Annotated in this window: 28 protein-coding genes; 22 read left to right on the top strand and 6 right to left on the bottom strand. The window is 46.1% G+C overall.

Annotation, left to right across the window (positions count from 1 at the left end; translation table 11 throughout):
• The 13 genes from rpmF (at position 1) to Q5L94_RS02870 (ending at position 10,561) form a co-directional block, all read left to right on the top strand.
• Positions 1-171 (top strand): 50S ribosomal protein L32, encoded by a 171-nt coding sequence (gene rpmF, locus Q5L94_RS02930; protein WP_011234590.1) that lies wholly within the window; start codon positions 1-3, stop codon positions 169-171.
• A gap of 8 nt (positions 172-179) precedes the next feature.
• Positions 180-1,205: a phosphate acyltransferase PlsX gene (gene plsX, locus Q5L94_RS02925; RefSeq protein WP_317496978.1), complete on the top strand. Its 1,026-nt coding sequence runs from the start codon at positions 180-182 to the stop codon at positions 1,203-1,205.
• A gap of 16 nt (positions 1,206-1,221) precedes the next feature.
• Positions 1,222-2,184, top strand: coding sequence for a beta-ketoacyl-ACP synthase III (locus tag Q5L94_RS02920; protein ID WP_317496977.1), 963 nt, complete (start codon positions 1,222-1,224; stop codon positions 2,182-2,184).
• Between the two features lie 10 nt (positions 2,185-2,194).
• Positions 2,195-3,115: an ACP S-malonyltransferase gene (gene fabD, locus Q5L94_RS02915; RefSeq protein WP_317496976.1), complete on the top strand. Its 921-nt coding sequence runs from the start codon at positions 2,195-2,197 to the stop codon at positions 3,113-3,115.
• Positions 3,116-3,131: 16 nt separating this feature from the next.
• Positions 3,132-3,869 (top strand): 3-oxoacyl-ACP reductase FabG, encoded by a 738-nt coding sequence (gene fabG / locus Q5L94_RS02910; RefSeq protein WP_011234586.1) that lies wholly within the window; start codon positions 3,132-3,134, stop codon positions 3,867-3,869.
• Between the two features lie 119 nt (positions 3,870-3,988).
• Positions 3,989-4,228 carry an acyl carrier protein gene (gene acpP / locus Q5L94_RS02905; RefSeq protein WP_011234585.1) on the top strand — a complete coding sequence of 80 codons (240 nt, stop codon included), beginning with the start codon at positions 3,989-3,991 and terminating at the stop codon, positions 4,226-4,228.
• 54 nt (positions 4,229-4,282) lie between these two features.
• Positions 4,283-5,071 (top strand): aminodeoxychorismate lyase, encoded by a 789-nt coding sequence (gene pabC / locus Q5L94_RS02900; RefSeq protein ID WP_317496975.1) that lies wholly within the window; start codon positions 4,283-4,285, stop codon positions 5,069-5,071.
• Complete coding sequence (gene mltG, locus Q5L94_RS02895; RefSeq protein WP_317496974.1) at positions 5,068-6,072, top strand: endolytic transglycosylase MltG; 1,005 nt, start codon at positions 5,068-5,070, stop codon at positions 6,070-6,072. The genes pabC and mltG overlap by 4 nt, the downstream gene beginning before the upstream one ends.
• Before the next feature lie 2 nt (positions 6,073-6,074).
• Entirely contained in the window at positions 6,075-6,692 is a 618-nt protein-coding gene (gene tmk / locus Q5L94_RS02890) for a dTMP kinase (protein ID WP_317496973.1), read from the top strand.
• A complete protein-coding gene (locus tag Q5L94_RS02885; protein WP_317496972.1) occupies positions 6,692-7,552 on the top strand; it encodes a DNA polymerase III subunit delta' in 861 nt (286 codons plus the stop codon). The genes tmk and Q5L94_RS02885 overlap by 1 nt, the downstream gene beginning before the upstream one ends.
• Positions 7,553-7,575: 23 nt before the next feature.
• A complete protein-coding gene (locus Q5L94_RS02880; RefSeq protein ID WP_317496971.1) occupies positions 7,576-7,932 on the top strand; it encodes a hypothetical protein in 357 nt (118 codons plus the stop codon).
• A 12-nt stretch (positions 7,933-7,944) separates the two neighbouring features.
• Positions 7,945-8,733 (top strand): YchF/TatD family DNA exonuclease, encoded by a 789-nt coding sequence (locus tag Q5L94_RS02875; protein WP_317496970.1) that lies wholly within the window; start codon positions 7,945-7,947, stop codon positions 8,731-8,733.
• 343 nt (positions 8,734-9,076) lie between these two features.
• Positions 9,077-10,561 (top strand): bifunctional 2-methylcitrate dehydratase/aconitate hydratase, encoded by a 1,485-nt coding sequence (locus Q5L94_RS02870; RefSeq protein ID WP_317496969.1) that lies wholly within the window; start codon positions 9,077-9,079, stop codon positions 10,559-10,561.
• Positions 10,562-10,612: 51 nt separating this feature from the next.
• Here the strand turns inward: Q5L94_RS02870 and Q5L94_RS02865 are convergent, their stop codons facing one another.
• From Q5L94_RS02865 to sppA, 3 genes are read right to left on the bottom strand one after another with little or no spacing between them, the layout of a single operon-like run.
• A complete protein-coding gene (locus Q5L94_RS02865) occupies positions 10,613-11,956 on the bottom strand; it encodes a sodium-dependent transporter (RefSeq protein WP_317496968.1) in 1,344 nt (447 codons plus the stop codon).
• Positions 11,957-11,988: 32 nt separating this feature from the next.
• Complete coding sequence (ansA, locus tag Q5L94_RS02860; RefSeq protein ID WP_317496967.1) at positions 11,989-13,002, bottom strand: asparaginase; 1,014 nt, start codon at positions 13,000-13,002, stop codon at positions 11,989-11,991.
• Between the two features lie 38 nt (positions 13,003-13,040).
• The gene (gene sppA, locus Q5L94_RS02855; RefSeq protein ID WP_317496966.1) at positions 13,041-14,891 is read right to left on the bottom strand and encodes a signal peptide peptidase SppA; all 1,851 of its coding nucleotides are present in this window, start codon (positions 14,889-14,891) and stop codon (positions 13,041-13,043) included.
• Between the two features lie 108 nt (positions 14,892-14,999).
• On the opposite strand from sppA, the gene Q5L94_RS02850 reads away from it, so the two are divergent.
• Positions 15,000-15,566, top strand: coding sequence for a nitroreductase family protein (locus Q5L94_RS02850; protein ID WP_317496965.1), 567 nt, complete (start codon positions 15,000-15,002; stop codon positions 15,564-15,566).
• Here Q5L94_RS02850 and asnS read toward each other — a convergent pair.
• On the bottom strand, positions 15,563-16,963 hold the full coding sequence (gene asnS, locus Q5L94_RS02845; RefSeq protein WP_317496964.1) for an asparagine--tRNA ligase: 1,401 nt from the start codon (positions 16,961-16,963) through the stop codon (positions 15,563-15,565). The two genes, Q5L94_RS02850 and asnS, sit on opposite strands and share 4 nt — an antisense overlap.
• 107 nt (positions 16,964-17,070) lie before the next feature.
• On the opposite strand from asnS, the gene Q5L94_RS02840 reads away from it, so the two are divergent.
• Positions 17,071-17,430 (top strand): hypothetical protein, encoded by a 360-nt coding sequence (locus tag Q5L94_RS02840; protein WP_317496963.1) that lies wholly within the window; start codon positions 17,071-17,073, stop codon positions 17,428-17,430.
• On the opposite strand, the gene bioA is transcribed toward Q5L94_RS02840, so the two are convergent.
• Entirely contained in the window at positions 17,427-18,722 is a 1,296-nt protein-coding gene (bioA, locus tag Q5L94_RS02835) for an adenosylmethionine--8-amino-7-oxononanoate transaminase (protein WP_317496962.1), read from the bottom strand. The two genes, Q5L94_RS02840 and bioA, sit on opposite strands and share 4 nt — an antisense overlap.
• Before the next feature lie 101 nt (positions 18,723-18,823).
• Here bioA and bioB point away from each other — a divergent pair, with 101 nt between their 5' ends.
• The 7 genes from bioB (at position 18,824) to Q5L94_RS02800 (ending at position 25,678) form a co-directional block, all read left to right on the top strand.
• Positions 18,824-19,861, top strand: coding sequence for a biotin synthase BioB (bioB, locus tag Q5L94_RS02830; protein ID WP_317496961.1), 1,038 nt, complete (start codon positions 18,824-18,826; stop codon positions 19,859-19,861).
• 24 nt (positions 19,862-19,885) lie between these two features.
• A complete protein-coding gene (locus Q5L94_RS02825; RefSeq protein WP_317496960.1) occupies positions 19,886-21,016 on the top strand; it encodes an 8-amino-7-oxononanoate synthase in 1,131 nt (376 codons plus the stop codon).
• Positions 21,017-21,026: 10 nt separating this feature from the next.
• Positions 21,027-21,794, top strand: a complete 768-nt coding sequence (locus Q5L94_RS02820; protein WP_317496959.1) for a methyltransferase domain-containing protein — start codon at positions 21,027-21,029, stop codon at positions 21,792-21,794.
• 18 nt (positions 21,795-21,812) lie between these two features.
• Entirely contained in the window at positions 21,813-22,481 is a 669-nt protein-coding gene (bioD, locus tag Q5L94_RS02815; protein ID WP_317496958.1) for a dethiobiotin synthase, read from the top strand.
• Between the two features lie 63 nt (positions 22,482-22,544).
• Positions 22,545-23,408, top strand: coding sequence for a protease HtpX (gene htpX / locus Q5L94_RS02810; RefSeq protein ID WP_317496957.1), 864 nt, complete (start codon positions 22,545-22,547; stop codon positions 23,406-23,408).
• A 72-nt stretch (positions 23,409-23,480) separates the two neighbouring features.
• The gene (locus Q5L94_RS02805; protein ID WP_317496956.1) at positions 23,481-24,839 is read left to right on the top strand and encodes a class II 3-deoxy-7-phosphoheptulonate synthase; all 1,359 of its coding nucleotides are present in this window, start codon (positions 23,481-23,483) and stop codon (positions 24,837-24,839) included.
• Positions 24,840-24,880: 41 nt separating this feature from the next.
• Complete coding sequence (locus Q5L94_RS02800; protein ID WP_317496955.1) at positions 24,881-25,678, top strand: DUF1338 domain-containing protein; 798 nt, start codon at positions 24,881-24,883, stop codon at positions 25,676-25,678.
• 31 nt (positions 25,679-25,709) lie between these two features.
• Here Q5L94_RS02800 and Q5L94_RS02795 read toward each other — a convergent pair whose 3' ends face one another.
• On the bottom strand, positions 25,710-26,519 hold the full coding sequence (locus Q5L94_RS02795; protein ID WP_317496954.1) for a pyruvate, water dikinase regulatory protein: 810 nt from the start codon (positions 26,517-26,519) through the stop codon (positions 25,710-25,712).
• Positions 26,520-26,536: the final 17 nt, after the last annotated feature.

The following is a 26,536-nucleotide window of genomic DNA, read 5'->3' as shown; positions in this document are numbered from 1 at the left end:
ATGGCTGTTCAAAAAAGTAAGAAAAGTCGTTCAAGACGCGACATGCGTCGTTCACACGATGCAATAGACGGCCCAACACTGTCGGTTGACTCAACTACGGGTGAGACGCATCGTCGTCACCACGTAACAGCCGACGGTTATTACAAGGGTCGTAAGGTCGTTAACAAGTAAGACAGGCCATGCCTGAACTGAACATAGCGATTGATGCAATGGGGGGCGATAATGGCCCCTCTATTGTTATAGAAGCCCTGGAAAAAGCGGTTCATCGGTATTCCGATGTTAAATTCACCGTTGTCGGGCACGAGAAAGAACTCACCCCGTTACTCGATAAATTCAATTTAAGCTCACATCCTTCTGTAAATCTTGTTCACGCCGAACAGGTTATCGAAATGGATGATAAACCAGGTCAGTCCCTGCGTAGTAAGCCTGAGTCCTCCATGCGCGTTGCGCTGAAAACCCTAACCGACGGTAATTGTCAGGCAATGGTAAGCGGCGGCAATACTGGCGCATTAATGACTAATGCCTACTTTACGCTGAAAACGCTTCCTGGTGTTCTACGCCCGGCGTTGATGACGGCTTTGCCGAATCAAACCGGCGGAAAATCTTACCTGCTTGATCTCGGCGCTAATGCCAGTTGCGATTCAGAAACTTTGTTTCAGTTTGGTGTTATGGGTGCTGTGGCAGCTGAGTATTTATCGGGCGTGCCCGCGCCCAAAATTAGCCTGTTGAATATGGGTGAAGAAGATATCAAGGGCAATGATGTTGTGCGTAATGCAGCAGCCAGGCTCGCGCAATGCGACCAGCTAAACTACATTGGTTTTATTGAAGGTAACCACTTATTTAGTGGCAGAGCTGATGTTGTAGTTTGTGATGGTTTCGTCGGGAACATTGCACTTAAAAGCTGCGAAGGTCTGGCAACATTCATTATTGATCAAATGCGCGACACACTGAGCTCACATTGGCTTTATCGGTTTTTCTTCCGTTTTTTACAAAAACGGACGCACAAGTCCTGGGATAGGTTGAAGCCCGACCACTACAATGGTGCGAGTCTGATAGGATTGCGCCATGTCGTGATAAAAAGTCACGGTAGCGCTAGCGCCGGCGCTTTTTATAGTGCAATTCAACAAGCCGTCGCAGAAGCGCATGAACAGCTTCCTGAGCGAATTAAACATCGTGTCGAAGCAGTCTTATCAGAACAGCTGTAACCAGTTAAGTAGCGCTATGACTTATGCAAAAATTGTTGGTACCGGGCATTATCTGCCCGAACAACGGCTTACTAATGAAGAACTTTCCCAGCGGGTTGATACGTCTGACGAGTGGATAACAGAAAGAACCGGCATTAAAGAACGGCGCATTGCGGCACCTGATGAAACCGCAGCGACTTTAGGTTATGAAGCGGCAAAAGAAGCACTGGCTGCCGCCGGTTTAAGCCCCCAGGATATCGATATGATTGTGGTGGCGACCACATCGGCCGAGCACGCTTTTCCAAGTGCGGCCTGTGAAATTCAACGAATGCTGGGCGTTACATCGATTCCTGCTTTCGACGTTGGAGCGGCATGCTCCGGTTTTATTTATGCGCTCTCTGTCGCTGATCAATTTATTAAAAGTGGGCAGCACCAACGTGTTCTGGTCATCGGCGCTGATGTACTGGCGCGTTTATGTGATCCCTATGATCGTAACACCGTGGTGCTTTTTGGGGACGGCGGTGGAGCGGTCGTCCTGGAACAAAATGATACTCCAGGAATACTCTCCACCCATCTATTCAGCGCCGGCGAATACAGCCACTTGTTAGGAGCTAAACAAGCCTCCAGAGGGGCCGACCGCGGCAGAGAAAACGCCTGGATGTACATGAAGGGTAACGAGGTCTTTAAAGTTGCGGTTTCAAAACTCAGTAGCTTAGTAACCGAAACCTTAGCGAAGAATCAATTACAGGCACATGATCTGGACTGGTTAATTCCGCATCAGGCAAATTTACGTATTATTAATGCGACAGCGAAAAAATTACAGATGCCGATGGAGCGCGTGGTAATTACTCTGGACTCAACAGGGAATACTTCTGCGGCATCGGTACCCATTGCACTTGACTGGGCGGTTAAGGATGGACGCATTAAGCGTGGTCAGAAACTCTTGTTAGAGGCTTTTGGTGGCGGTTTTGCGTGGGGTTCAGCGCTCGTTCAATATTAAGAGGATGATTATGACTAAAACGGCATTGTTATTTCCGGGGCAAGGCTCTCAAAGCGTTGGTATGTTAAGTGACTTGTCTAATGATTGCGCATTAGTGAAAGAAACGTTCGCAGAGGCCAGCAGTGTTCTCGGGTATGACCTTTGGCAGCTTGTCCAACAGGGGCCTGAGCAGCAATTGAATGAAACGCAACGGACACAGCCTGCATTATTAACTGCCAGCGTTGCACTGTATCGCGTTGCTAAAGAGAAAGGCCTGGCCGATGCTACCGTTATGGCCGGCCATAGCCTGGGTGAGTATTCAGCCCTTGTATGCGCCGGAGCACTGGAATTTACCGACGCGGTTAAACTTGTAGCCCTGCGCGGCGAGTTTATGCAGCAAGCTGTAGCCGAAGGCGAAGGTGCTATGGCCGCGGTTATTGGCCTTGAAGATGCCGAAATAGAAAAAATTTGTTTAGAGCAGGCTGGGGAACAAATAGTGACTCCGGTGAATTATAATTCGCCGGGTCAGGTGGTTATAGCTGGACATGCAGATGCCGTAGCTCGCGCCGCAGAAGCGTTAAAAGAAGCCGGAGCTAAACGTGTTTTGCCGTTACCTGTTAGCGTGCCTTCACATTGTGCTTTGATGCAGCCAGCCGCCAGCCAACTAGCCGACGCATTGAAGTCGATAAAGTTGAAACAGCCACACACGCCGGTCATTAATAATGTCGACGTTGCAATAGCCGACAGCGAAGATGCCATTAAAGATGCTTTGGTGCGTCAGCTTTTTTGTCCTGTGCGCTGGACTGAGACGATTGAACAGATTGCGAAACTGGATGTCGAATCTGCCTATGAAGTTGGTCCGGGAAAAGTACTGACTGGATTAAACAAACGTATTACTAAGGCTTTTGGTTGTAGTGCGTTGAATACGCTAGACTCTTTGAACTCACTTTAATAAAAAGGTTATTTACGTGCAAAACTTTGAGAATAAAGTCGCATTAGTTACAGGCGCAAGCCGGGGAATAGGAAAGGCAATAGCTGAACTGCTTGCTAGTCAGGGAGCGAAAGTTATTGGTACGGCTACCTCTGATAAAGGTGCCGCTGCAATCTCCGAATATCTTGGTTCAAAAGGCAAAGGCCTGGCGTTGGATGTAACCGACTCTGATAGTCTCCAGCAGGTTATTAAAGAGATTGAATCAGAATACGGTTCTATTGATATTCTGGTGAATAACGCCGGCATTACTCGCGATAACCTGATGATGCGAATGAAAGACGACGAGTGGGATGCTGTGTTAAACACGAATTTGTCAGCCGTATTTAAAGTTTGCAAAGCGGTTGTGCGTGGCATGATGAAACGTCGTAACGGCCGTATTATTAATATCAGTTCAGTTGTTGGCACAACAGGAAACCCAGGGCAGGTTAACTATTGTGCCGCGAAAGCCGGGCTGGTTGGTTTCAGTAAGGCAATGGCTAAAGAGGTAGCAGCTCGCGGCATTACCGTGAACTGTGTTGCGCCGGGCTTTATTGATACAGATATGACAAAAGCTCTGAATGATGAGCAAAAACAGGCTATTTTTGATAATATTCCGGCAGCACGTTTAGGCGAGCCAAAGGAAATTGCTGCTGCGGTAGCATTTTTAGCATCAGAAGGTGCAGCTTATATCACTGGTGAAACCATTCACGTTAATGGTGGTATGGCGATGGTTTAAGGGGGGTAACGGTACGACCTCTTAACTTTATGCTATTTTTTACTTTATTAATGAGGCTGGTTTCACTACACTACAGCCAATTTTCACTCTCGCGATGACTATTGAGGGATTTTATAATCATGAGTACTATTGAAGAACGCGTTAAAAAAATCATTGTTGAACAATTAGGTGTTAAAGAAGAAGAAGTTAAGCCTGAAGCGTCATTTGAAAATGACCTGGGTGCTGATTCTCTGGACACAGTTGAACTGGTAATGGCTTTGGAAGAAGAATTTGAAACCGAAATTCCAGACGAAGAAGCTGAAAAAATTAAAACAGTTCAATCAGCTATCGATTACGTAAATAATCATTCTAACGACTAATTTGTCGTAGAACGTGATATAAAAGGCGGAGCCATTGGTTCCGCCTTTTTTGTTATGACAATAAGAAAAATACTACTTAATAATACGCCTTTCCATTGTTCGGAAATAGACAGAGGGCTTCAGTTCGGTGACGGGCACTTTACAACCATGCGAGTTGTTCAAGGTGTGCCTTTGCATGTTGAGAAACATTTGAGCCGACTGTCTGAAGCCAATATCCGTTTATTTATAAACCACCCAAGCTTTGACTCTTTACATCAACGTATTCTTAACGCTTGTAATGGCATTGAAAACGGTGTGTGCAAAGTTATCGTCACTAGAGGTTATGGTGGTCGGGGATATGGCTTTTCAGACGGCGCAGTGGCCAATGAATACATTCAGGTAAGTGATGCTCCGGGTAACCTTAAATCGGTTAGTCTTGGTGTTGCTGAATTGAATTTAGCCAGACAACCTAAGCTAGCCGGTTTAAAAACACTAAATAGACTGGAACAGGTTCTGTTAACTCAAGAGTGCCGTGCGTCTGAATATGACGATTTACTGGTCTGCGACTCTGAGGGTAATGTTGTCGAAGCCATACAGGGAAATGTTTTTTGGTACAAACAAGGGCAATGGTATACCCCCGATCTGAGTTTTTCCGGAGTACAAGGCATTATGCGCCAGTTGATTATTGATGAAGACATGCTTGCGCCTTTGCGTATCGGTCATTTTTCATTGAATGAGTTAGCTGACGTTGAGCAGATGATCCTCAGCAACAGTGTCAGAGGCGCTGTTACGGTCACTCAGTTTAATGGTAAAGTAATGAATAAGAGCAAATTGCCGGCGGTATTAGAGCAGCTTATATTATGAAAAAACGTCTTATTTTAGTGCTGCTTGTTGCAGTTTTTGCGGTTTCAGTCGCGGTTGTCTTTGTGTCCGGACGCTGGTATTTATCGCAGCCAATACAAAGTGAAGCCAGTACGCCGCTATTGTTAGACTTTAGAGGCGGAGCAACCGCCCGTAGCGTGACATCTCAAGTGACAGAGCACTTTGAGGGTGGACATTCGGCATTAAGTTACCGCCTGAGTCAGGTTTTTGCTGATATTAATCATTTGCAGGCCGGCCTTTATGAAATTCATGGGCAGCAGAGCTGGTTTGATATTTGGAGTATGTTGAGTCAGGGACGCGAAAAAACCTTTACCGTGACTCTGGTGGAAGGCCTTACACTTGAACAATGGCGTGCTCAACTGAAACAGCTGCCTTATTTAAAAGACGAGTCTTCTGAATTGAGTGCGGAGGAACTAAGGCAAAAGCTTGGCGTTACAGAGACTTCATTAGAAGGTGTTTTACTACCTGAAACCTACAGTTACAGAGCTTATACAACAGATATCGCTATCCTGAAACAGGCGTACCAGTCTATGCAGCGCGTGCTGGAAAATGTCTGGCAAGAACGCTCAGACCGGTGCCCTGTAAATTCACCTTACGAGCTGTTAATACTGGCTTCTATTATTGAAAAAGAGACCGGTTTGGCCGATGAACGTCCGTTAGTCGCAAGTGTATTTGCTAACCGTCTGGCTATCGACATGCGCTTACAGTCTGACCCGACGACAATCTATGGTATTGAAAATTTTGACGGCAATATCACCCGGGCTCATTTGCGTGAGAAAACGGCTTATAATACCTATCGAATTGATGGGCTACCTCCAACACCAATCGCTATGCCCGGCGAAGCTTCAATTGAAGCCGCAGCGAATCCTGTACGTTCTCCGTACTATTATTTTGTTGCGGATAAATCGGGTGGTCATGTTTTCTCAGAAACGCTGGAAGAACATCAACGGGCTGTACGCCGATATCAACTGAATCAAGAGTGATTATGTCAGGAAAATTTATTGTTATCGAAGGACTTGAGGGAGCCGGTAAAAGTTCGGCTATCGCAAGTGTTGTCACGCATCTTCAGGCAAAAGGAATTCAGGCTGAAACGGTTCGGGAGCCTGGTGGCACACTGTTAGCTGAATCACTGCGGGACCTGGTAAAAAAGAAGTGGGATGAAAAAGTCAGCCCCACCACCGAGCTCTTACTTATGTACGCCAGCCGGGTTCAGTTGGTCGATAATGTCATAAAACCCGCGCTATCCAGAAATCGCTGGGTTATTGGTGATCGCCATGACTTGTCTTCCAGAGCCTATCAGGGCGGTGGTCGTGAACTCGGTGATGAGTTGTTGCAAAAGATACGTAAAATTACTTTAGGGAATTTTACCCCCGACTTAACGTTACTACTTGATGTTGAAGAGAAGAAAGGTCTTGAACGAGCGCGTGAACGAGGTGAGCTGGATCGCATTGAAGAAGAAGATTTAGCCTTTTTTCAACGTACTCGGCAACGCTATTTGAATATTGCAGCTAAAGATCCGAGCATTATTGTTATTGATGCAAACCAGTCGATGCTGGATGTACATCAGTCAATATTGAGAGCAATTGAGGAGTATTTGTTTTAATGGCTTTTCCGTGGCTGCGAGAACCCTGGTTGAGACTAGTAGCAAGTGCCGAGGCCGGACGCCTGGCTCATGCTTATTACTTGCAACATCATGTTGAGGGTGGTTCGACCGAGTTTATTCAGCGCCTGAATCAGTTTTTGTTGTGTAAGCAACCGGGCAAAAGTGCCTGCGGGAAATGCAAATCCTGTTTACTTTACCTATCGGGTAATCATCCGGACACCTGGACTATTGATGGTGCACAAGTTAATCGAATAGGTGTTGATACGGTACGCGAACTGCAACAAAGCGTAACACAGACAGCGAACCAGAATGGATTAAAAGTCGCGGTCATACTGGCAGCGGAAAAAATGACAGAACAGGCTGGCAACGCTCTGCTGAAAGTTTTAGAAGAGCCTCCGGCCGATACACACTGGTTGGTTTCAACTAAGGACGCAGAGCGCTTACTGCCCACCTTAAGAAGCCGCATGCAGTGGGTGAGCATTGCGTACCCGACAACCATACAGAGCTACGAGCAGGTGACTTTTGCCGGACAGCTTCTGGCCGGACTACGAGGGCAGCAGGAATTACCCCTGTTAAAAGAGAAAGATGGCGCGTTAAGCTGGCTGGATATTTCCGAGAACTTACTAATGGATTGGTTGTTGATTAGCCAACGAGCTGCTGCTACGCGTTTGCGTTATGAGCAATTGGCGGACGAATTACAACAAATCAGCAACTATGAGTGGGTCAATGTCGCGCAACTGAGTGAATGGGTATCCGAATGCCGACAGCTACGTCAGCGATATCAGGGCTCAACCGGGATCAATTTGCCGTTATTATTAAGTTTTGCCTGGAGTCGCTGGTCGAATACTCTTTCAGCATAGCGACTCCGTAAAACGGAGTTGTCATGTTGACGCTAAAATTAAGTCCACAATCAGCGACAGAGCTCTCTGCTCACGTTGTTCCTGAGTTTCAGTCCTTTACTTTGCTGGTTAACAGCGAAACGGTCGATATCGCGCTAGATGATAGAGCCAGATTGGAGTTCCAATGCCCAGTTATAGAAAGTGAGCCTCTATGTCTAGAAGTGAGCGTGGTGTTTCGGTTTGAGGTTCTGGAGCTAAAGAACTGGTTGGTGGTTGCGGTCTTACCCTCACAGCAAGCCTTGATTCATTATCTTCGTTACCTTTGCCGCCATCATACAAGCGAATATGGTAAACTCTTCCGCCAACTGGTTAACGACTTTTGTCACTCAAATCAACGCTAAGTGGAGCTATCTATGTTCGTCGACTCACACTGTCATTTGGATAAAATCAACCCTGAAAAAGCGGGTGCCGATTTAAAAGAAATTGTTGCAGCGGCACGAGCTAATAAGGTTGAGCACATGCTGTGTGTTTGCGTTACCCTCGAAGACTTTCCGGCCATGCAGGCGGCTGTAGCCGAATTCGATGATGTTTCGATTTCTTGTGGTGTGCATCCTTTGTATGTGAAAGACAGTCAGACGCCAATAGCTGAGTTAGGTGCAAAATTGCGCGAGCTAACAGCATCGAACAGCGTTGTTGCGGTAGGAGAGACGGGGCTGGATTACTTTTACCATCCTGAGTCAAAAGTGCTACAGCAGGAAAACTTCGAGCAACATATTGAAATAGCCAACGACGTCAATAAACCACTGATTATTCATACGCGTGACGCTCAGCAGGACACCTTGTCGCTATTAAGAAATGGCCATGCTGATAAGCCAGGCGGTGTCTTGCACTGTTTTACCGAATCTCTCGATATGGCAAAAAAAGCCATTGATGATCTCGATTTCTTTATTTCTATTTCCGGTATCGCTTCGTTCCGCAATGCTCAGGAGCTGCGTGACACAATCAAAGCATTGCCATTGGAAAAACTCTTAATTGAGACCGACAGTCCCTGGTTAGCGCCGGTGCCTCATCGAGGTAAAGAGAACCAGCCAGCCTATGTTGTCGACGTTGCAAAATGCGTAGCTGACGTAAAAGGCATTACCTTAGAAGAGGTGGCTAAGACCACGACAGCTAACTATTATAAGCTGTTCGCTAACTCTTAACTAGTTGTGTATAACCTGTGTTCTTTTTAGTGAAAGTTTTTCAAAAACAGTAAGATAAAAAATTTCTTAAAAATATTAGACATCTCTTTGATATTGTCTACACTGAAGTTTACTGAACAAATTTAATGCGACCTAATGCCTTATCTTTGTCATGAGTTAGCGCACGGCTCAACCTTTGAGCCATTCCCCTATACCCGGAACAATCTGGATTGGTTCCGGGTTTTTTTTTATTCTTTTCTTCCTGCTTGTTAACAATTCATGGCGATCAAAATGGCACTTTTCAGGGTACATATAAACAAATGGATAGCCCGTTCTGATAATAAAATTAATTAAGGAGTCAGTGATGAGTACAACCGTTGAAAGTAATGAACGTCCCGACTACGACGAAGTCATTCAGACCATTGCAGACTACGTTATCGATTACAAAGTAGACAGTGAGGAAGCCTGGAATACCGCTCGGAACTGCTTGATGGATACCCTGGGGTGCGGTTTATTAGCACTGCGCTTCCCGGAGTGTAGTAAACATTTAGGTCCTCTGGTTGAAGGAACCACGGTTCCAAACGGCGCCCGCGTACCGGGAACTCAATTTCGCATGGATCCGGCCAAAGCAGCCTGGGATATAGGTTGTATTATTCGTTGGCTGGACTTTAATGATACCTGGCTGGCAGCAGAATGGGGTCACCCCTCCGATAATTTAGGCGGCATACTGGCAACCGCTGACTATATTTCGCAAAAACGAATATCAAAAGGCGAAAAGCCTTTAACCATGAAAACCGTTTTAGAAGCGATGATTAAAGCTCATGAAATTCAGGGGAATTTAGCTATAGAAAACAGTTTTAATCGCGTTGGTCTCGACCATGTTGTGTTGGTAAAAGTGGCCTCTACCGCCGTGGTTACCTGGTTAATGGGTGGTTCCAGAGAGCAGATTATGGCTGCTGTCTCGCAAGCCTGGGTAGACGGTCAGTCGTTAAGAACTTATCGGCACGCACCTAATGCCGGCTCGCGTAAATCCTGGGCCGCCGGCGATGCCACTTCAAGAGCTGTACGTTTGGCCGATATAACGATGCGCGGTGAAATGGGTATTCCCGGAGCACTAACTGCTCCGCAGTGGGGCTTCTATGATGTACTGTTTAATAAAACCAATAAAGATCAGCAGTTGAAACCAAAAGAGGACTGGGAATTTAAGTTTCAGCGTGACTACGGCAGTTACGTTATGGAAAATATTTTATTTAAATTGTCTTTTCCGGCTGAGTTTCATGCTCAGACTGCCTGTGAAGCTGCCGTGACATTGCACTCAGAAGTTAAAGGCAGAGTTGATGATATTGAGAAAGTTGAAATAACGACTCATGAGTCAGCTATTCGAATCATTTCAAAACACGGAAAGTTGGCTAATCCAGCAGACAGAGACCATTGTTTGCAATACATGACTGCCGTGCCTTTAATTTTTGGTGAGTTAACGGCGGATCATTACGAAAATGGCTTTCACGAAAATAACCCGGTTATTGATACCATACGTGAAAAAATGGAAGTGATTGAAAACAAGCAATATAGTCAGGATTATCACGACCCGCAGAAGCGTTCTATAGCCAATGCTTTACAGGTGTTTTTCAAAGATGGAACTCATACTGAAAAAGTCGAGGTGGAATATCCGATAGGCCACAGAAGACGCCGGGAAGAGGGCTTTCCTGTGCTTGAAAGCAAGTTTAAAGCGAATTTAGCGACTCGTTTTCCTGAGCCCCGGGTTAAATCTATTTTTGAGCAATGTAGTCAACAGCGGTCTTTTGAGAATATCGCGGTTAACGAATTTATGGATATGTTTGTTATTTAATTCGCTTAAAAAAAGGCTCTTCATTCAGTTGAAGAGCCTTTTCAACGGTTATTAACCACGCCAGATAACCAGCAGAATCAGTATCGGGCAAATGAACTTTACGTACCACGGCCATATCTTCCAGAATAAGCTTTTATCAATGTCTGGTGAGCCTTGCTTTAACGCTTTTAATAAATGATTCTGGCGTAATACCCAGGTCAGCATAATGCCGAACACCAGTGCCATTATTGGTTGCATATAAACGGTGCTAAACGTAATAACGGCACCGAACAGTAATTCAAAGTTATAAATAATAACCGTGGAAATGGCAGTAACCACAAGTGCAATTATCCATACGCCGCTGCTACGGTCACAGTTCGCTTCCTCTCTAAGCGCATTGACAGGTGCTTCCAGCATAGAAATGGATGAGGTAATGGCGGCGATAACCATTAACAGGAAAAAACCAAAAGACATAAATAGTCCAGCGTAACCCAATGCATCAAACATCGCAGGTAGAACAGTGAACACTAAAGTATCCGCTGAGAGCAGGGTGCCATCGTCAGCATAAATGGTAACGCCATTAGATTGCGCTACAAACATAGCCGGTAAGATAAGCAGGCCAGCTAAAAATGCAACGCTGGTATCAATGCCGGCTACCCAGGCTGCTGTTTTTGGTATGTTCTCGGAGTTTGAAAGGTAAGCACCGTAAGTCATCATCACGCAAACACCGAGCGACAAAGAGAAAAACGCCTGCCCCATGGCGCGAATAATTAGGTTCGGATCGGTAATGGTTGAGAAGTCCGGAACCAGATACATTTTCAGGCCCTGTATCGCACCGTCCTGCGTCAAAATGTAAGCGGACATGCCAATCAACAATATAAATAATATAGGCATTAACCGCCTGGACCAGCGTTCTATGCCGTTGTTTACACCTGAACGTACAACGTAAACCGTTAGCAGCATAAAAAATATCATGGTGGTTATATTTCGTGAAACTGAAAATTCAGTAAACCATAAAGCGGTTTCAGGTTGACCTATTAAAACCATCAGTGGCGCCAGCATATAGGAAACTAGCCAGCCCGATACGATAGCGTAGAAACTCAGTATTAAGCTTAAGACAATAAGGCCAGTGACGCCCGCGATAGCACCTGTGCCTCTTAAAAAAGGCTTACCGGATAAGTTACGTAATGCTTCTATTGGGTTCTGGCGTCGTATGCGGCCAATGGTTATTTCGGCTACCAGCATAGGATATGCCAGTAAAACAATCATGATCAGATAGACCAATAGAAAAGCACCGCCACCATTACTGGCGGCCTGAGTAGGGAAGCCCCAAATATTACCAACGCCAACCGCTGAACCAGCGGCAGCTAATATAAACCCTAATCGCGTTGCGAACGCAGGTGATGAATTTGCCATAATTGTTCTTATTATTTTTAAGCTTCGTCAAATTATGGCGAAGTTAATTCGCCACGTAAATTCTTCTGTAACAATTTCTGCATTTTACTCGGGCTTAAATCTTGTGACAGCAGATAATGCAACTTAGTCAATGCTGCCTCAATGGTCATATCAGCTCCAGATACGATACCGATTTCAGCCAGAGCATTACCTGTCGCATAGCCGTCCATATTGACCCGACCACGAAAGCATTGAGTACAGTTAAGAATAGTGATGCCCTGGTTAATGCCTTCTTTAAGGCTAGTCAGCAGGGCCTCGTCCTGTGGCGCATTACCAACACCGTAACTTTGTAAAATCATGGCTTTTACGGGCTGTTGTAGCTGGTTTTTTACAATGTCAGCGGATATTCCCGGATAAAGCATGACCACACCGATTGGCTGAGGGGTCATTTCAATGACTTTCAACGATTGGCTTGAGGGTTCCGACAGTTCTCCTGCGTTTAATTGAATTTGGATCCCTGCTTCAAGTAGTGATGGGTAGTTCGGAGAGGCAAAAGCCTTAAATCCGTTGGCGTCCGCTTTGGTCGAGCGGTTCCCACGGTAAAGCGTATTGTTAAAGAACAAGCCAACTTCGGGTATGGGATAATTGGCGGCCACATAAAGCGAATTGAGCAGGTTGGTCTGGCCATCAGAGCGCAGGGCGGCTAGCGGTATTTGTGAACCGGTTACAATAACGGGTTTGCTCAGATTCTGTAGCATAAAGGACAGAGCGGACGCCGTATAAGCCATGGTGTCGGTGCCGTGCAAAATAACGAAACCATCATAGTCGTCGTAGTTTCGTTCTATATCACGAGCGATGATCACCCAGTCAGACGGCGTCATATTTGATGAGTCCATTAATGGTGAATATTCATTAATGGTGAATTCCGGCATCTCATCGCGGAAGAATTCGGGCATGTTTTCAACGCACCGGCTCAGGTGTCCCGCAACCGGAACATAACCCTGAGCTGATTTTTTCATACCTATAGTGCCGCCAGTGTAAGCGACATAAATCTTTTTACGAGGCAAAGTTCACTCCTGTGCTCTGCGAAATAACCGCGATAATTCTATCGCGGTTGAAGGCAGAGTGCACAGTAAGAGTAAACATTTTTAGGGTCATTAAAGTTTTGTAAAACCGCAGTTTCAGATTTCACTTTGTTAAGTGTACCCACTAACCAGTGTTGAGCCTCACTACCAACAGCTGGAACAGGGAGGTACTCTGAAGAGCTGTTGAACATGTTGGCCAAAAACTGCTCTTTCGGTGACAGTTCTTGCTGAATAACTCTTACATCGTACTCATCAATGGCAGCCAACTTTGCGGCCGCTGCTACTGAGTCGTCAAAATCACCCAACTGGTCAACTAATCCACGCTCCATTGCCTGTTTCCCAGTCCAGATACGGCCCTGAGCAACTTCGTGTACGTCGTCGCGGGACATGTTGCGAGCCTTACTGACAATAGTTAAAAAGTCTTCGTAGGTGGTTTCAACCGAGCTTTGGACCAGATTCTTTTGGTACTCAGTCATTTCTTCCAGTGGGTTTAAACTTTTTATCTCAGTAGTACTGACAGTATCGCTATGAACGCCAATAGCCGCCAAACTATCTTCCAGAGTCATTAACAGACCGAAAACACCGATAGAGCCGGTAATAGTGGTTGGGGCGGCCACAATTTTATCGGCATCTGCTGCAATCCAGTAACCACCAGACGCTGCAACTGTGCTCATTGATGCAACAACTGGAATACCGTCTTCTTTTGCCTGGAGAATTTCCTGTCGGATAATTTCAGACGCAAAGGCACTACCGCCGGGGCTGTCTATGCGCAGCACAATTGCTTTCGTCTGCTTATTATTGCGTGCATCACGAATCAGTTTTGCCGTGCTGTCGCCACCAATCATACCGGCTTTTTGCGAACCATTAACGATTTGCCCGCGGGCAACAACTACTGCTATCTGGCTACGGTCTGTCGGTTGCAGACTTTCTGGAACTTCCATCTCAGTCGCCAGATAGTTGTTGTAGGTGATATGACGGAAGGTATCTTCTTCTTTATCGTATCCGGCTAAATTGATGAGCTCGTTACGAACTTCGGTACGTGTACGCAGCGCATCAACCATGTTTGTTTCTAGCGCCATTTTGGCCATATCGCCATTGGCACTGTTAAAGGCCGACATGTAATCATCAACTTTACCACTGGTAACCAACGGATTAATGTTACGGGCCGCTGTCACATCGGTGCGGAAGCTATCCCACAAGGCTGAATAAAGAAACTCATTGGCTTCACGTGCTTCGTCAGACATGTCGTTACGAATGAAAGGTTCAACTGCCGCTTTAAATTTACCAACTTTAAAGACTTGAGGCTGAACTTTAAGCTTGTCGAGTAAGTCCTTAAAGTAAAGTTGAGTGTAATCAAGCCCTTCAAATACAACTCCGCCCATTGGGTTTAGGTAAAGCTGATCTGCATGCGCTGCAAGATAATACTGATGCTGATCATAGTAATCAGCATTACTGATAATGGGTTTACCAGAGGTACGGAAATCGTCAAGAGCCTCTGCAACTGCCTGTAACTTATTGAGCCCGCTTGGGTACAAGTTTTGTAAGTTTAAATACAGTGCGCCTATACGCTCGTCTGTTTTGGCTTTCTCAATTGAGTCGACCACATCAGATAGCAGAACTTCGGGGATATCATCACTGCTTCCCATAGCTTCATTCAGGAATTGACTAAAAGGATCAACCCAGGTCTTCTCTTCAACCAGCATGCCATTAGGGTTAAGAACCAGAATGCCATTCTCCGGTACTTCGATAGGATCCTCTCCGCTAAATAGACTAACGAGAAAAACCGCGAGGATTAAAAAGAATACAAGGTTCAGAATGACCTTGCGCGTACCGTTGATTATTTTCCACAAATAACTGAAGATTGAGCGCATAGTTAAATTCTCATTAGCTAATAAAAACAGGCCTTAGCATATCGAATGTGCGAGTAACAGACCAGTCAGAGAATGTAACTAACCATTACACATTGAATAAGGTGAAGTATGAATGCCGAAGAGTTATTAACCAGCCGTTCCTCCATGCCGCGCTTGAGTGAACCCGGTCCTACTATAGAGCAACTGGAGTTAATTAAGGCCGCAGCTGTTCGTGCGCCTGATCATATGGGACTAACGCCATATCAGTTTATTCAGTTTCAGGGAAAAGATAGGCAGATTCTGGCGGATATCTACCAGCAGGCTGCCCGCCTTAATGACTTTTCGGAAACGGTCATAGAGCAGGCTGGGCAGCTGCCTTTTCGGGCGCCAATGATAATTGTTTCTTGTCTGCGTTTTCAGGAGCATCCGAAAGTCCCCCGTGATGAGCAGCTGTGTACGGTTGCCTGTGCAACTCACGGCATGCAGCAAGCGGCTTTTGCACAAGGTATTGGTGCTATCTGGCGTACCGGATGGATGGCCGAGGACGATTTTATCAAAGAGCATCTGGGATTATCTGTAGACGATGCCATTGTCGGCTTTCTGTACGTAGGGACACCTGCAGTCCCTACGCCAATAAAGCCTCAAAAAGATTCATCACCGTTTTTTATGAACGGCAATGACTTAGTGCTGGATTAAAATTCAGCACTTTTCGGAGCCCGGGGGAACGGTATAACGTCACGAATATTCTGTACGCCCGTGACATAAGCCACTAAGCGTTCAAAACCCAGACCAAAACCGGCGTGAGGAACAGTACCGTAACGGCGTAAATCGCGGTAGAAGCCATATTCTTCTTTTGGCAGATTCATTTCGTCAATCCGCTGGTCAAGAATGTCTAAACGTTCTTCACGAGCGGAACCTCCGATAATCTCACCAATACCCGGCGCTAAAACGTCCATGGCAGCAACGGTTTTGCCATCTTCGTTCTGGCGCATGTAAAACGCTTTGATATCGCGCGGGTAGTTTTTCAGAATAATCGGCGCACCCACATGCTCTTCAGCTAAATAACGCTCGTGCTCTGATTGTAAATCCACACCCCATTCAACCGAGTACTCAAACTTTTTATCACAGTTTTTCAGTATTTCGATGGCGTCGGTGTAATCCATATGCACAAAGTCGTTATTAACAATGGCTTCTAAACGGCTGATAGCGTCAGAGTTAATGCGCTCGGCAAAGAAACCCATGTCGTCTGGGCGCTCTTCAAGTACGGCTTTAAACACGTACTTGAGCATGGCTTCGGCTAAGCCGGCAACATCATCTAACGTGGCGAATGCCAGCTCGGGTTCTACCATCCAGAATTCAGACAAGTGACGGCTGGTGTTTGAGTTTTCGGCGCGGAATGTCGGCCCAAAGGTGTAAACTTTAGACAGCGAGCAGGCGTAAGACTCAACGTTTAGCTGCCCGGAAACGGTTAAAAAGGCTTCTTTGCCGAAAAAGTCTTCAGAGTAGTCGACTTCGTCTTTATCTGTTTTCGGGATATTCAGCATGTCCAGTGTTGAAACACGGAACATTTCACCGGCACCTTCACAATCAGACGTTGTAATGATTGGTGTGCTCACCCACAAATAACCTTCCTCATGGAAGAAGCGATGAATAGCCTGAGATAATGCATTACGAACACGCATGACTGCGCCGGTAATGTTGGTGCGCGGACGCAAATGTGCGTATTCACGTAAATATTCCATGCTGTGACGCTTGGGCGCCATAGGGTAGGTGTCTGGATCTTCTACCCAGCCGTATACATGAACTTTAGTTGCCTGCAGTTCAAATGACTGACCTTTGCCCTGAGAGGGAACAACAACACCGGTAATAGCTACAGAGCAACCGGTCGTCAGCTTCTGTACTTCATTACTGTAATTGGGAAGTTCTGCCGGAACCACGGCCTGAATGGCATCAAAGCATGAGCCATCGTGTAAGTTAATAAATGAAATACCGGCTTTAGAGTCACGGCGGGTACGGACCCAGCCCCGGACTGTGACGGTTTCATCGACAGCGACTTTTCCCGTCAGAACATCCACTACAGAAGCATACGACATGAGTTGGTTTTCTCCGAAATTTACACTATTTTGCTATAGAAAGGTTGCTATGTTACCGCGCTTTGGCGCAGACTCAAGTATAACCCCTGAGAACAGAGAGAAAAATTATGAAAAGGGGATCCTTAGCGGATTTAAAGCAGGTACCATTTTGGTCACGTGTTCTGGGATGGTTGTCTATTTTTGGCTGGCTTATTTTTGTTATTGCCGCCGTTGTCTTTAATTACGCAAAACCCGAGCGTAACACCATTTTAACTGAAATTTTCGGGGTCTCTGTCCGTGACTACTGGCACATTACGTTAGGTGACTTATTTGTCATCCTTTTGGTTATTGGGCTATGCGTGAGTCTGCTGAGCTTTACTCTCAATTATGTTCTTTTTCGTCAGGACAAGCAGCACCTTTGGCTGAATATCCTGATACTGATCATGAGCTGTTTAGGTGGATTATCAATTTATTTCTTTGGTTATTAAGCCTTAATAGAACTTTGATTTTCAGCATAGTCTTGCATGGCACTGGTTAAAGAGCTGAGTTCGTTCTTAGAAATAACATAAGGCGGCATAATATAAAGTAAGCGTCCGAACGGGCGTATCCAAACCCCTAATTCAATAAAACGTTTTTGCGCAACGGCGACATCAATTGGGTGGTGCATTTCTAATACGCCAATAGCCCCAAAAACTCGCGCGTCTTTTACCGCATTATATTCAACCAGGGGAAGAAGTTGCTGCTTTAACTGGGTTTCTATTTCAGCAACCTGTTGCTGCCACTTACCCTCAGCAACAATCGCCAGCGACTCAGCTGCAACAGAACACGCTAAAGGGTTGCCCATAAAGGTGGGGCCGTGCATTAATGCTCCGCCTCCGGGGCCGTGACCAATGGTTTCTGCTAGCTTTTTTGTGGTTAGCGTGGCCGCCAACGTCATGTAACCACCGGTCAGTGCTTTACCAACGCAGAGAATGTCAGGTGTAATTCCTGCGTGTTCGCAGGCAAAAAGCTTGCCGGTACGACCAAAGCCTGTCGCAATTTCATCCGCTATCAGTAATACCTCAAAATCGTCGCAAAGCTGGCGTATAAGCCTTAGGTATTCAGGGTGATAAAAACGCATGCCACCGGCTCCCTGAACAATAGGTTCAAGAATAACGGCTGCCATCTGACCTTGGTGTTGCTCAAACCAGTGTATGAGCTCGCCACCTGCGGTCGCGGTCCAGTCATCGTCCGGGGTTAGCGATGGAGCATCGGCAAAGAGCTGAGAGTTAATAGCCTTATTAAAGAGATGGTGCATACCGTTGACCGGATCGCAAACTGACATCGCTTTAAAGGTGTCGCCGTGGTAGCCGCCCTTGATGGTTAACAACCGGTGTTTCTCCGGACGTTCCTGCGCCAACCAGTATTGCAAGGCCATTTTTATGGCAACTTCAACGCTGACAGAGCCTGAATCGGCAATAAATACCCGCTGCAGAGACTCGGGAGTTAGTTCAATAAGACGTCGCGCAAGATCAATAGCGGGTTGATGCGTGATACCGCCAAACATAACGTGGCTCATTTTATCTATCTGACTGTGAGCAACGGCATCTAAGCGTGGGTTGCGATACCCATGAATAACAGCCCACCAGGAAGACATGCCATCAATCACCTCCTGACCGTTATCCAGAGTGAGCCTGCACCCTTTTGCAGACTCAACTTTATAAGCAGGTAAGGGATTCAGCATAGAGGTGTATGGGTGCCAAATGTGCTGTCGGTCAAACTCAATATCACTTTTGCTCATAAAGTAAACTATTGTAAAGTATTAAACTGAAAGTATATTGACAGTGTATCGAGCTGGATTATTCTAGTCGACCATAATTTGCCAAGCACACGAGATTTACCATGCCACAAATTCGTAATAACTGGACCATCGAAGAAGTTCAGAATCTTTTGCAGATGCCGTTGAATGATTTAGTTTTTGAAGCTCAGACTGTGCATCGTCAACATTTTAACCCGAACGAAGTTCAGGTCAGCACTTTGTTGTCGATTAAAACCGGCGCCTGTCCTGAAGACTGCAAGTATTGCCCACAAAGTGCGCATTACCACACCGGCCTGGATCGCGAACGTCTGATGGCTGTAGAAAGTGTGCTGGCTGAAGCGCAGGCAGCGAAAGAGAAGGGCGCGAGCCGTTTTTGTATGGGCGCCGCCTGGCGTAATCCAAAAGACCGCGATATGCCTTACGTCATTGAAATGATTAAAGGCGTGAAAGCATTGGGTTTGGAAAGTTGTATGACACTTGGCATGTTAAGTAATGAACAGGCGAAAATGCTGCAGCAGGCCGGTCTCGATTATTACAACCACAACCTTGATACCTCACCGGAATTTTACGGTGACATCATTACCACCCGAACCTATCAGGATCGATTGAATACGCTAAATAATGTGCGAGATGCCGGCATGAAAGTCTGTGCCGGAGGCATTGTCGGTATGGGCGAGAGCGTCACCGACCGTGCCTCTTTACTAGTGCAGTTGGCGAACTTGCCTAAGCACCCGGAAAGTGTCCCCATTAATATGCTGGTTAAAGTAGAAGGCACGCCTTTTGCCAAGCTGGAAGACCTGGATAACTTTGAATTTGTGCGAACGGTTGCCGTAGCTCGTATCTTAATGCCGGCTTCGCACGTACGCTTGTCCGCCGGTCGTGAGGATATGAGCGATGAAATGCAGGCGTTGTGTTTTCTCGCCGGTGCCAACTCAATCTTCTATGGTGAAAAACTGCTGACCACAGCAAATCCTGAAGCGGATGCCGATTTACGTTTATTCGAGCGTCTGGGAATAAAGCCTGAACAGCGCGATGGTTATGATGATGAAGTTCATACCGCGGTTATTGAAGATGCGATAAAAGAACAGCAAAACCCTGTTCGATACTACGATGCGTCTTAGTAGAGAATAGGCAAAGAATAGAGAATGGAAAAAATCGTGTCGGGGTATCAACAGCGGCTTAATCAGCGTAAAGGCTCGTCGCTGTTTCGCTCGCGAAAGGTACGTAGCGCCAACGCTCATTGGCAATTGGATTTCAGTACCAATGACTATCTCGGCCTAAGTCAGCATCCGGATATAAAGCGTGCGTTTAAGCAAGCTATTGATACCTGGGGTGTTGGCAGTACAGGCTCACCTTTGCTCAGCGGTTACAGTGCGGTTCATCAGGAACTGGAAGAATTGCTGGCCGAGTGGCTGGGTAAACCGAGAGCTTTGCTGTTTAATTCAGGTTTCGCGGCAAACCATGGTGTGTTGACAACTCTGGTCGATAAGCAACAAAAGCTGTTCGCCGACAAATTAGTTCATGCCTCAATTATTGACGGTATGCAGCACGGCGAGGGGCGTTTTAAGCGGTATCCGCATGGCCAACCAGAACCTTTGGTTGCTAAAGCGTCGCCCGGCGACTGGTTAGTGACTGAAGGTGTTTTTAGCATGGACGGAGACGCCTGTGATTTAAACCAGCTGGCGTCTTTAAAGCACAAGTATGGCCTCAAAATTATGCTTGATGATGCGCATGGAATAGCCGCGTATGGCGCTGAGGGGCGAGGGTCATTAGCTGCGGACTTCGATGTTGCAGATGTCATAACCGGCACTTTTGGGAAAGCAATAGGTGTCGGCGGCGCATTTGTTTGTGGTGGGGGGGATGAAATTGAAAGTCTGATCCAATTTTGTCGTGATTACATTTATTCTACAGCCATGCCGCCGGCTCAGGCTGCTGCAATAAAAGCCTCAGTAAAAATTGTACGCAGCGCAGAAGGCGATGACCGTCGCGCAAGACTCGCTGAGCGCATTCAGTATTTTCGGGAACAACTAAAGCAACGCGGTTTAAAAACGGTAGAATCCGATTCTGCCATACAAACCTGGTTGTTTAACTCCGATGAGGACGCGCTACACATGGCGACAGAACTACAGGCTCAGGGGTATTTATGCAGCGTTATTCGTCCGCCAACGGTTCCTGTCGGAAGCTCTCGTATTCGTTTTAGCTTAACGTCAGAAATGTCGACCCCAGAGCTTACTCAATTCTGGGATCGGGTCGATAGGATTATTCGCCAGTTATGAAGTCCCCATTATGAAACCATTGAATTTCCAACAGGCTGTTGCGCGGCAGTTCAATAGAGCGGCAAAGGACTATCACCAGCACGCGAGTATTCAGCGGTTAACAGCGAACCGGCTATTAAGTCTGGGGCCCGCCGATGTCAATCAAGTGCTTGACGTTGGCTGTGGACCTGCATCAACGACAGCAGAGCTCTTACCCCGTGCGAATCATTATCTTGGTGTTGATATTGCTCCGGCTATGTTGTCTAAAGCGGCTGCGGATTATCCTGAACTTAGCTGGGTTAATGGTGAATGGGAAGCTCTGCCTGTAGCAGACAATTCAGTCGACTGGCTTTTCGCTAATTTGTCTATGCAGTGGGTCGATAATTTGCAAAAAGCGATGAGCGAAGCTTATCGCCTTTTAAAGCCGGGTGGTGTTGTAACCGTTAATACCGTTGTCGAGGGTACTTTCAATTCTTTCATAAAAAGCTGGAATGCCGTGGACGATTTGCAACATACGCACCGCTTTAAAAGCGCAGAAAGTGTGCAGAACGAAGTCGGCTCAATTAACTGGCGTCGTTCAGAATTCGTGTTAGAAGAACACACTCAATACTTTGGCAATGTCCGTGAACTTATAGGCAGTATTAAGGGGGTTGGAGCCAATTATGTGAGACGAACTGATAACGCCGGACTGATGACGCGCAACCGCCTGCAGCAGCTGGAAAATGCCTTCGAAAATCATCGGACTTTGCAGGGATTGCCACTTGAATGGTCAATTCTTAATATTAAATTAGTTAAGTAGCATTGAGTTTAAGTTGATATGAGCACTTATTTTATTACCGGAACAGACACCGACTCAGGAAAAACCGTTGCAGCATGTGCTTTTGTTCAGTATTTAGTAAAGCAGTCGCAACACGTTGCGGTAATGAAGCCCGTTGCATCCGGTTGTCACTGGCAAAATGGACAGTTGGTGAATGAAGATGCACTGAGTTTAATGCGTCAATCGAATACTTCTTTTGATTACGAAAGGGTCAATCCTTATACCTTTGAAGCAGCAATAGCCCCTCATATTGCGGCAGCAGACAATGACGTGATCATAGACAAACAGCGCTTGTTGAAAGCGGTAGATTGGTTTCGTGATCAGTCAATAGACAGTTTGGTGATTGAAGGCGCGGGTGGCTGGCAGTTACCTCTGGCTCCCGGGCTACGTATGCCGCAGGTGGTAAAAGACATTAATGCGAAAGTTGTGCTGGTGGTCGGGTTAAAACTAGGCTGCCTGAACCATGCGTTGCTCAGCTTACAATCAATAAAGCAGGAAAGTTGCGAGGTTGCAGGCTGGATAGCCGTGCAAACCGGAGCCGAGCCTATGCCGCGACAGGCCGAGAACCTGGAGTCGTTACGTGAGTTGCTGGGCGAAAAAGAGCTCGCTACTATTCCTTATTTGCCTGAGTGGGAAGAAAAAGATTTGAGCATTTATTTCCATAAATAAGATTGAAATACGACTAAATAGCCCCACATAACTTAGCAGATTAAGTTCCCCGGAGTACGAGCAATGAATAGAATTTTGCTGTTTTTAGCGACTAACATGGCCATTTTGCTGGTTGTTAGCGTGGTCTTTAATATTGTGATGGCGGTAACCGGCATTGATGCACAAGGGTCGGTGGGCTTACTGGTGTTCTGTGCGCTGTTTGGTTTTGGTGGTGCCTTTGTATCGCTCTGGATATCACGCTGGATGGCAATTCGTTCAACCGGCGCCAGAGTTATAGAAAAACCGCAGAACCAATCTGAAGAATGGTTGTTACGCACCGTTCAGCAACAGGCGCAAAAAGCAGGCTTGCCTATGCCTCAGGTTGCGGTTTATCAGTCCCCGGAGCCTAATGCCTTTGCTACCGGGCGCAGTAAAAATGCTTCATTGGTTGCAGTCAGTACCGGGCTACTGCAAAGCATGAATGCTGACGAAGTTGAGGCGGTTCTTGCACATGAAATTAGTCACATTGCTAATGGCGATATGGTGACACTGACCCTGATCCAGGGTGTGATAAATACGTTTGTGATGTTTTTCGCACGAATCATTGCCAGCGCAATAATGCGCGGTGGTGATAACCAGCGGGGCGGCGGGTTCGCTTATTATGGTGTCGTAATGTTGCTGGAAATCGTATTTGGCGTGTTAGCCAGTACCATTGTTATGTGGTTCTCTCGCCAGCGTGAATTCAGAGCGGATGCCGGATCCGCAGATTTAGTCGGCAAACAAAAAATGATTGCTGCTTTACGCCGCTTACAGCAGGGCAAAGAGTCTGAACTTGATGGCACTATGCTGGCGTTTGGCATAAAAGGAAAGCGCTCAACTATGTCTAAGTTGTTTATGAGTCACCCGCCTTTAGATGAACGAATTCATGCTCTTGAGCAACGGCGTTAGTCGTTGCTTTTCAAGGGATACAGAGGTACATTCTTAACTCTTACTTACCGATAAAGCGGATAATTTTTTGTTATGGCCCAATGGAGTGCGCGCAGTTGGCGCGATAAGCCAATAGAACAACAACCTAAGTATTCAGATCCGTCACAGTTGCAAGCTGTAGAACAGCAACTGAGTCAGTTCCCGCCTCTGGTGTTCGCAGAAGAGATACGAGCGTTAAGAAATCAGTTAAAAAATGTCTGTGTAGGAGAAGGGTTCCTGCTGCAAGGCGGTGATTGCGCTGAATCTTTTAGTGACTTTAATGCACCAAAAATTCGTGACACTTTTAAGGTTATCCTGCAAATGGCCATTGTCATGACGTTTGCAGGCTCATGTCCGGTAACAAAAGTTGCACGCATGGCTGGTCAATATGCGAAGCCGCGCTCCAGTGACTTTGAAACCATTGGCGACCTCAGTTTGCCCAGTTACCGTGGTGACATCATTAATGGTTCAGAATTTGACACAGTAGCTCGTCAGCCAGACCCTGAGCGCATGCTTAAAGCTTATCATCACTCTGCTGCGACCATGAATTTGTTGCGTGCGTTCGCGCAGGGCGGTCTGGCAAACTTACACAAAGTGCATAAGTGGAACTTAAGCTTTATAGCTTCAAATCCGTTAAAAGAGCGTTACCAGAAAATAGCCGAAGAAATTCAGTCAGCGCTGCGCTTTATGGAAGTATTGGGAATTAATTCAGAAAATAACGCGGCCATTCACGAGACTTCGCTATTCACCTCGCATGAGGCGTTGTTGTTGCCTTATGAACAGGCATTGACCCGCACCGACACATTAACGGGTTTACCGTACGACTGCTCAGCGCATATGGTCTGGATTGGTGAACGTACTCGTAAACTGGATCAGGCTCATGTTGAATTTATGCGTGGCATTCATAACCCGGTTGGGGTAAAGGTGGGCCCAACCATGCAAGGGGATGAGCTCATTGAGTTAATTGACGCATTGAACCCTGACAACGAACCAGGACGTTTAACATTAATTAGCCGTATGGGCGCCGATAACCTTGCGAATAAATTGCCCGAATTGGTGCGTCGTGTAAAACAGGAAGGCCGTAATGTCGTCTGGTCAAGCGACCCGATGCATGGCAATACGATTAAAGCCGATAATGGCTTGAAAACCCGGAATTTTGACGCCATACATAAAGAATTAAGACATTTCTTTGCGATTCATCAAGCTGAAGGTACTTATCCGGGCGGCATCCATCTGGAAATGACCGGTGAAGATGTTACAGAATGTACTGGTGGTGCCTACCGCATAAGTGAGGCAGATTTATCCAGTCGTTACCGCACTCAGTGCGATCCACGACTGAATGCTGATCAAGTGCTGGAATTAGCGTTTTTAGTCGCAGAATCATTGAAAGCAGCCCGCAACGGCGCGGGCTGATAGACTCCTTATAATCGGATATTTAAGAGGTATATTTTTATATGTCGCAACAGGTAGAAGTGTTATTTGAAAACTTGTGGCAAGATTATTTATCGCGCACACCTTCAGCAAAAAAGGTGCATCAAATTTTAGGAGAAGGGCATCCGATCGTTAACGATCACGTTGCTTTTCGTACCTTTGATATCAGTCCGGTTGGTCTGGAAGTACTGGCACAGCATTTTCTGGACTTAGGTTACAAAGAGGGTGGTGACTATCACTTTGAAGCGAAAAAACTGCGCGCAAAACATTTTGAGCACGAAGACCCTGAATTACCAAAAGTATTTATCAGCGAATTAATGACAGCTGAATTTTCTGATGAGTTGCAAAGCAAAGTTAAAGCTATGGTGGCTCAGGTTTCGGCTGAAGACACCAAAAAGTCGGACTTTCTTTATTCAGGTACGCACTGGAAAGTCAGTTATGCCGATTACCAGTCATTGCTTGAAGAAAGTGAGTACGCTGCGTGGATGGCTGCATTTGGCTATTGCGCAAACCACTTTACGGTAAGCGTTAATCAGTTACCAGGCTATAAAACGCTTGAGCAGGTCAACCAGAAGTTGAAAGACAATGGTTTCAAACTGAATACGTCTGGCGGCGAAATAAAAGGGTCTCCAGAAGTTTATCTGGAACAATCATCAACTATGGCTGACCGCCATCCAGTTGAGTTTTCTGATAAGACTGTCGAGATCCCCAGTTGCTTCTATGAATTTGCTAAGCGCTACGAAATTGAAGAAGGCAAACTGTATACCGGCTTTGTTGCAGCGTCGGCGGACAAAATATTTGAAAGCACCAACGCTAAATAAAGTGTTCAATTTTAAGAACGTTAGAGCGGCATTAATAACGATGCCGCTCTAAGTTCGTTTTAGCCAGAATTTTTGCGGCTATTTCTTCTACTGAATAATGAGTTGAGTTGATAAAAGGTACGGCCTCGCGGCTATAGAGCCTTTCAACTTCAGCGAGTTCAAACCGACATTGCGCCATAGAGGCGTACTGACTGCCTTCCCGTCTTTGACTCCTAATTTCATGTAAACGCTGGGACGACAAGGTCAATCCAAATAGTTTATGGCGATGCAGTTTTAATTCTTTAGGTAACTGTAATCGTTCGAAGTCGTCATCGTCGGTTAAAGGATAGTTGGCAACTTTAATTCCGTATTGCATTGCCAGATATAAGCTGGTCGGGGTCTTTCCTGTACGCGATACGCCAATCAAAATCAGGTCAGCTTTATCGAGTTGGTTTAAGCGTTTTCCATCATCATTATCCAGCGCGTAATTAATAGCGTCTATTCGGAAATTATAATTTTTATGCACACCATGAGTACGGTGGGTTTTGGGTTCAGCTTTAACGTCTAACTCTTTTGCGACAGGAGCCACAAAGTGATCTAAAAAGTCGTAGCAGATGCCCCCGCAGTTGGTAATTTTTGCTTTTAGCTTCTCGTTAACGAAAGTATGAAAGATTAAAGGCGGCTCACCACTGTCGGAAACGGCTTTTTTTATTGTTTTACACACCTCATTTGCTTTTTCCTGACTATCGATAAAAGGCAATGTTTTGTGTTCAAAATTAACCGGAAACATCGACAAAAGCGCGTGGCCAAAGGCTTCGGCGGTTAATGCTGTACCGTCTGAAATGTAAAATGCGTAGCGCACTGGTGAATCTCTTTTTA

It is taken from the genome of Idiomarina sp. Sol25 (assembly GCF_033052775.1).
Lineage (GTDB): Bacteria > Pseudomonadota > Gammaproteobacteria > Enterobacterales > Alteromonadaceae > Idiomarina.
Note: the sequence above shows the minus strand (reverse complement) of the source record. Positions and strands in the feature narration are given on the sequence as shown.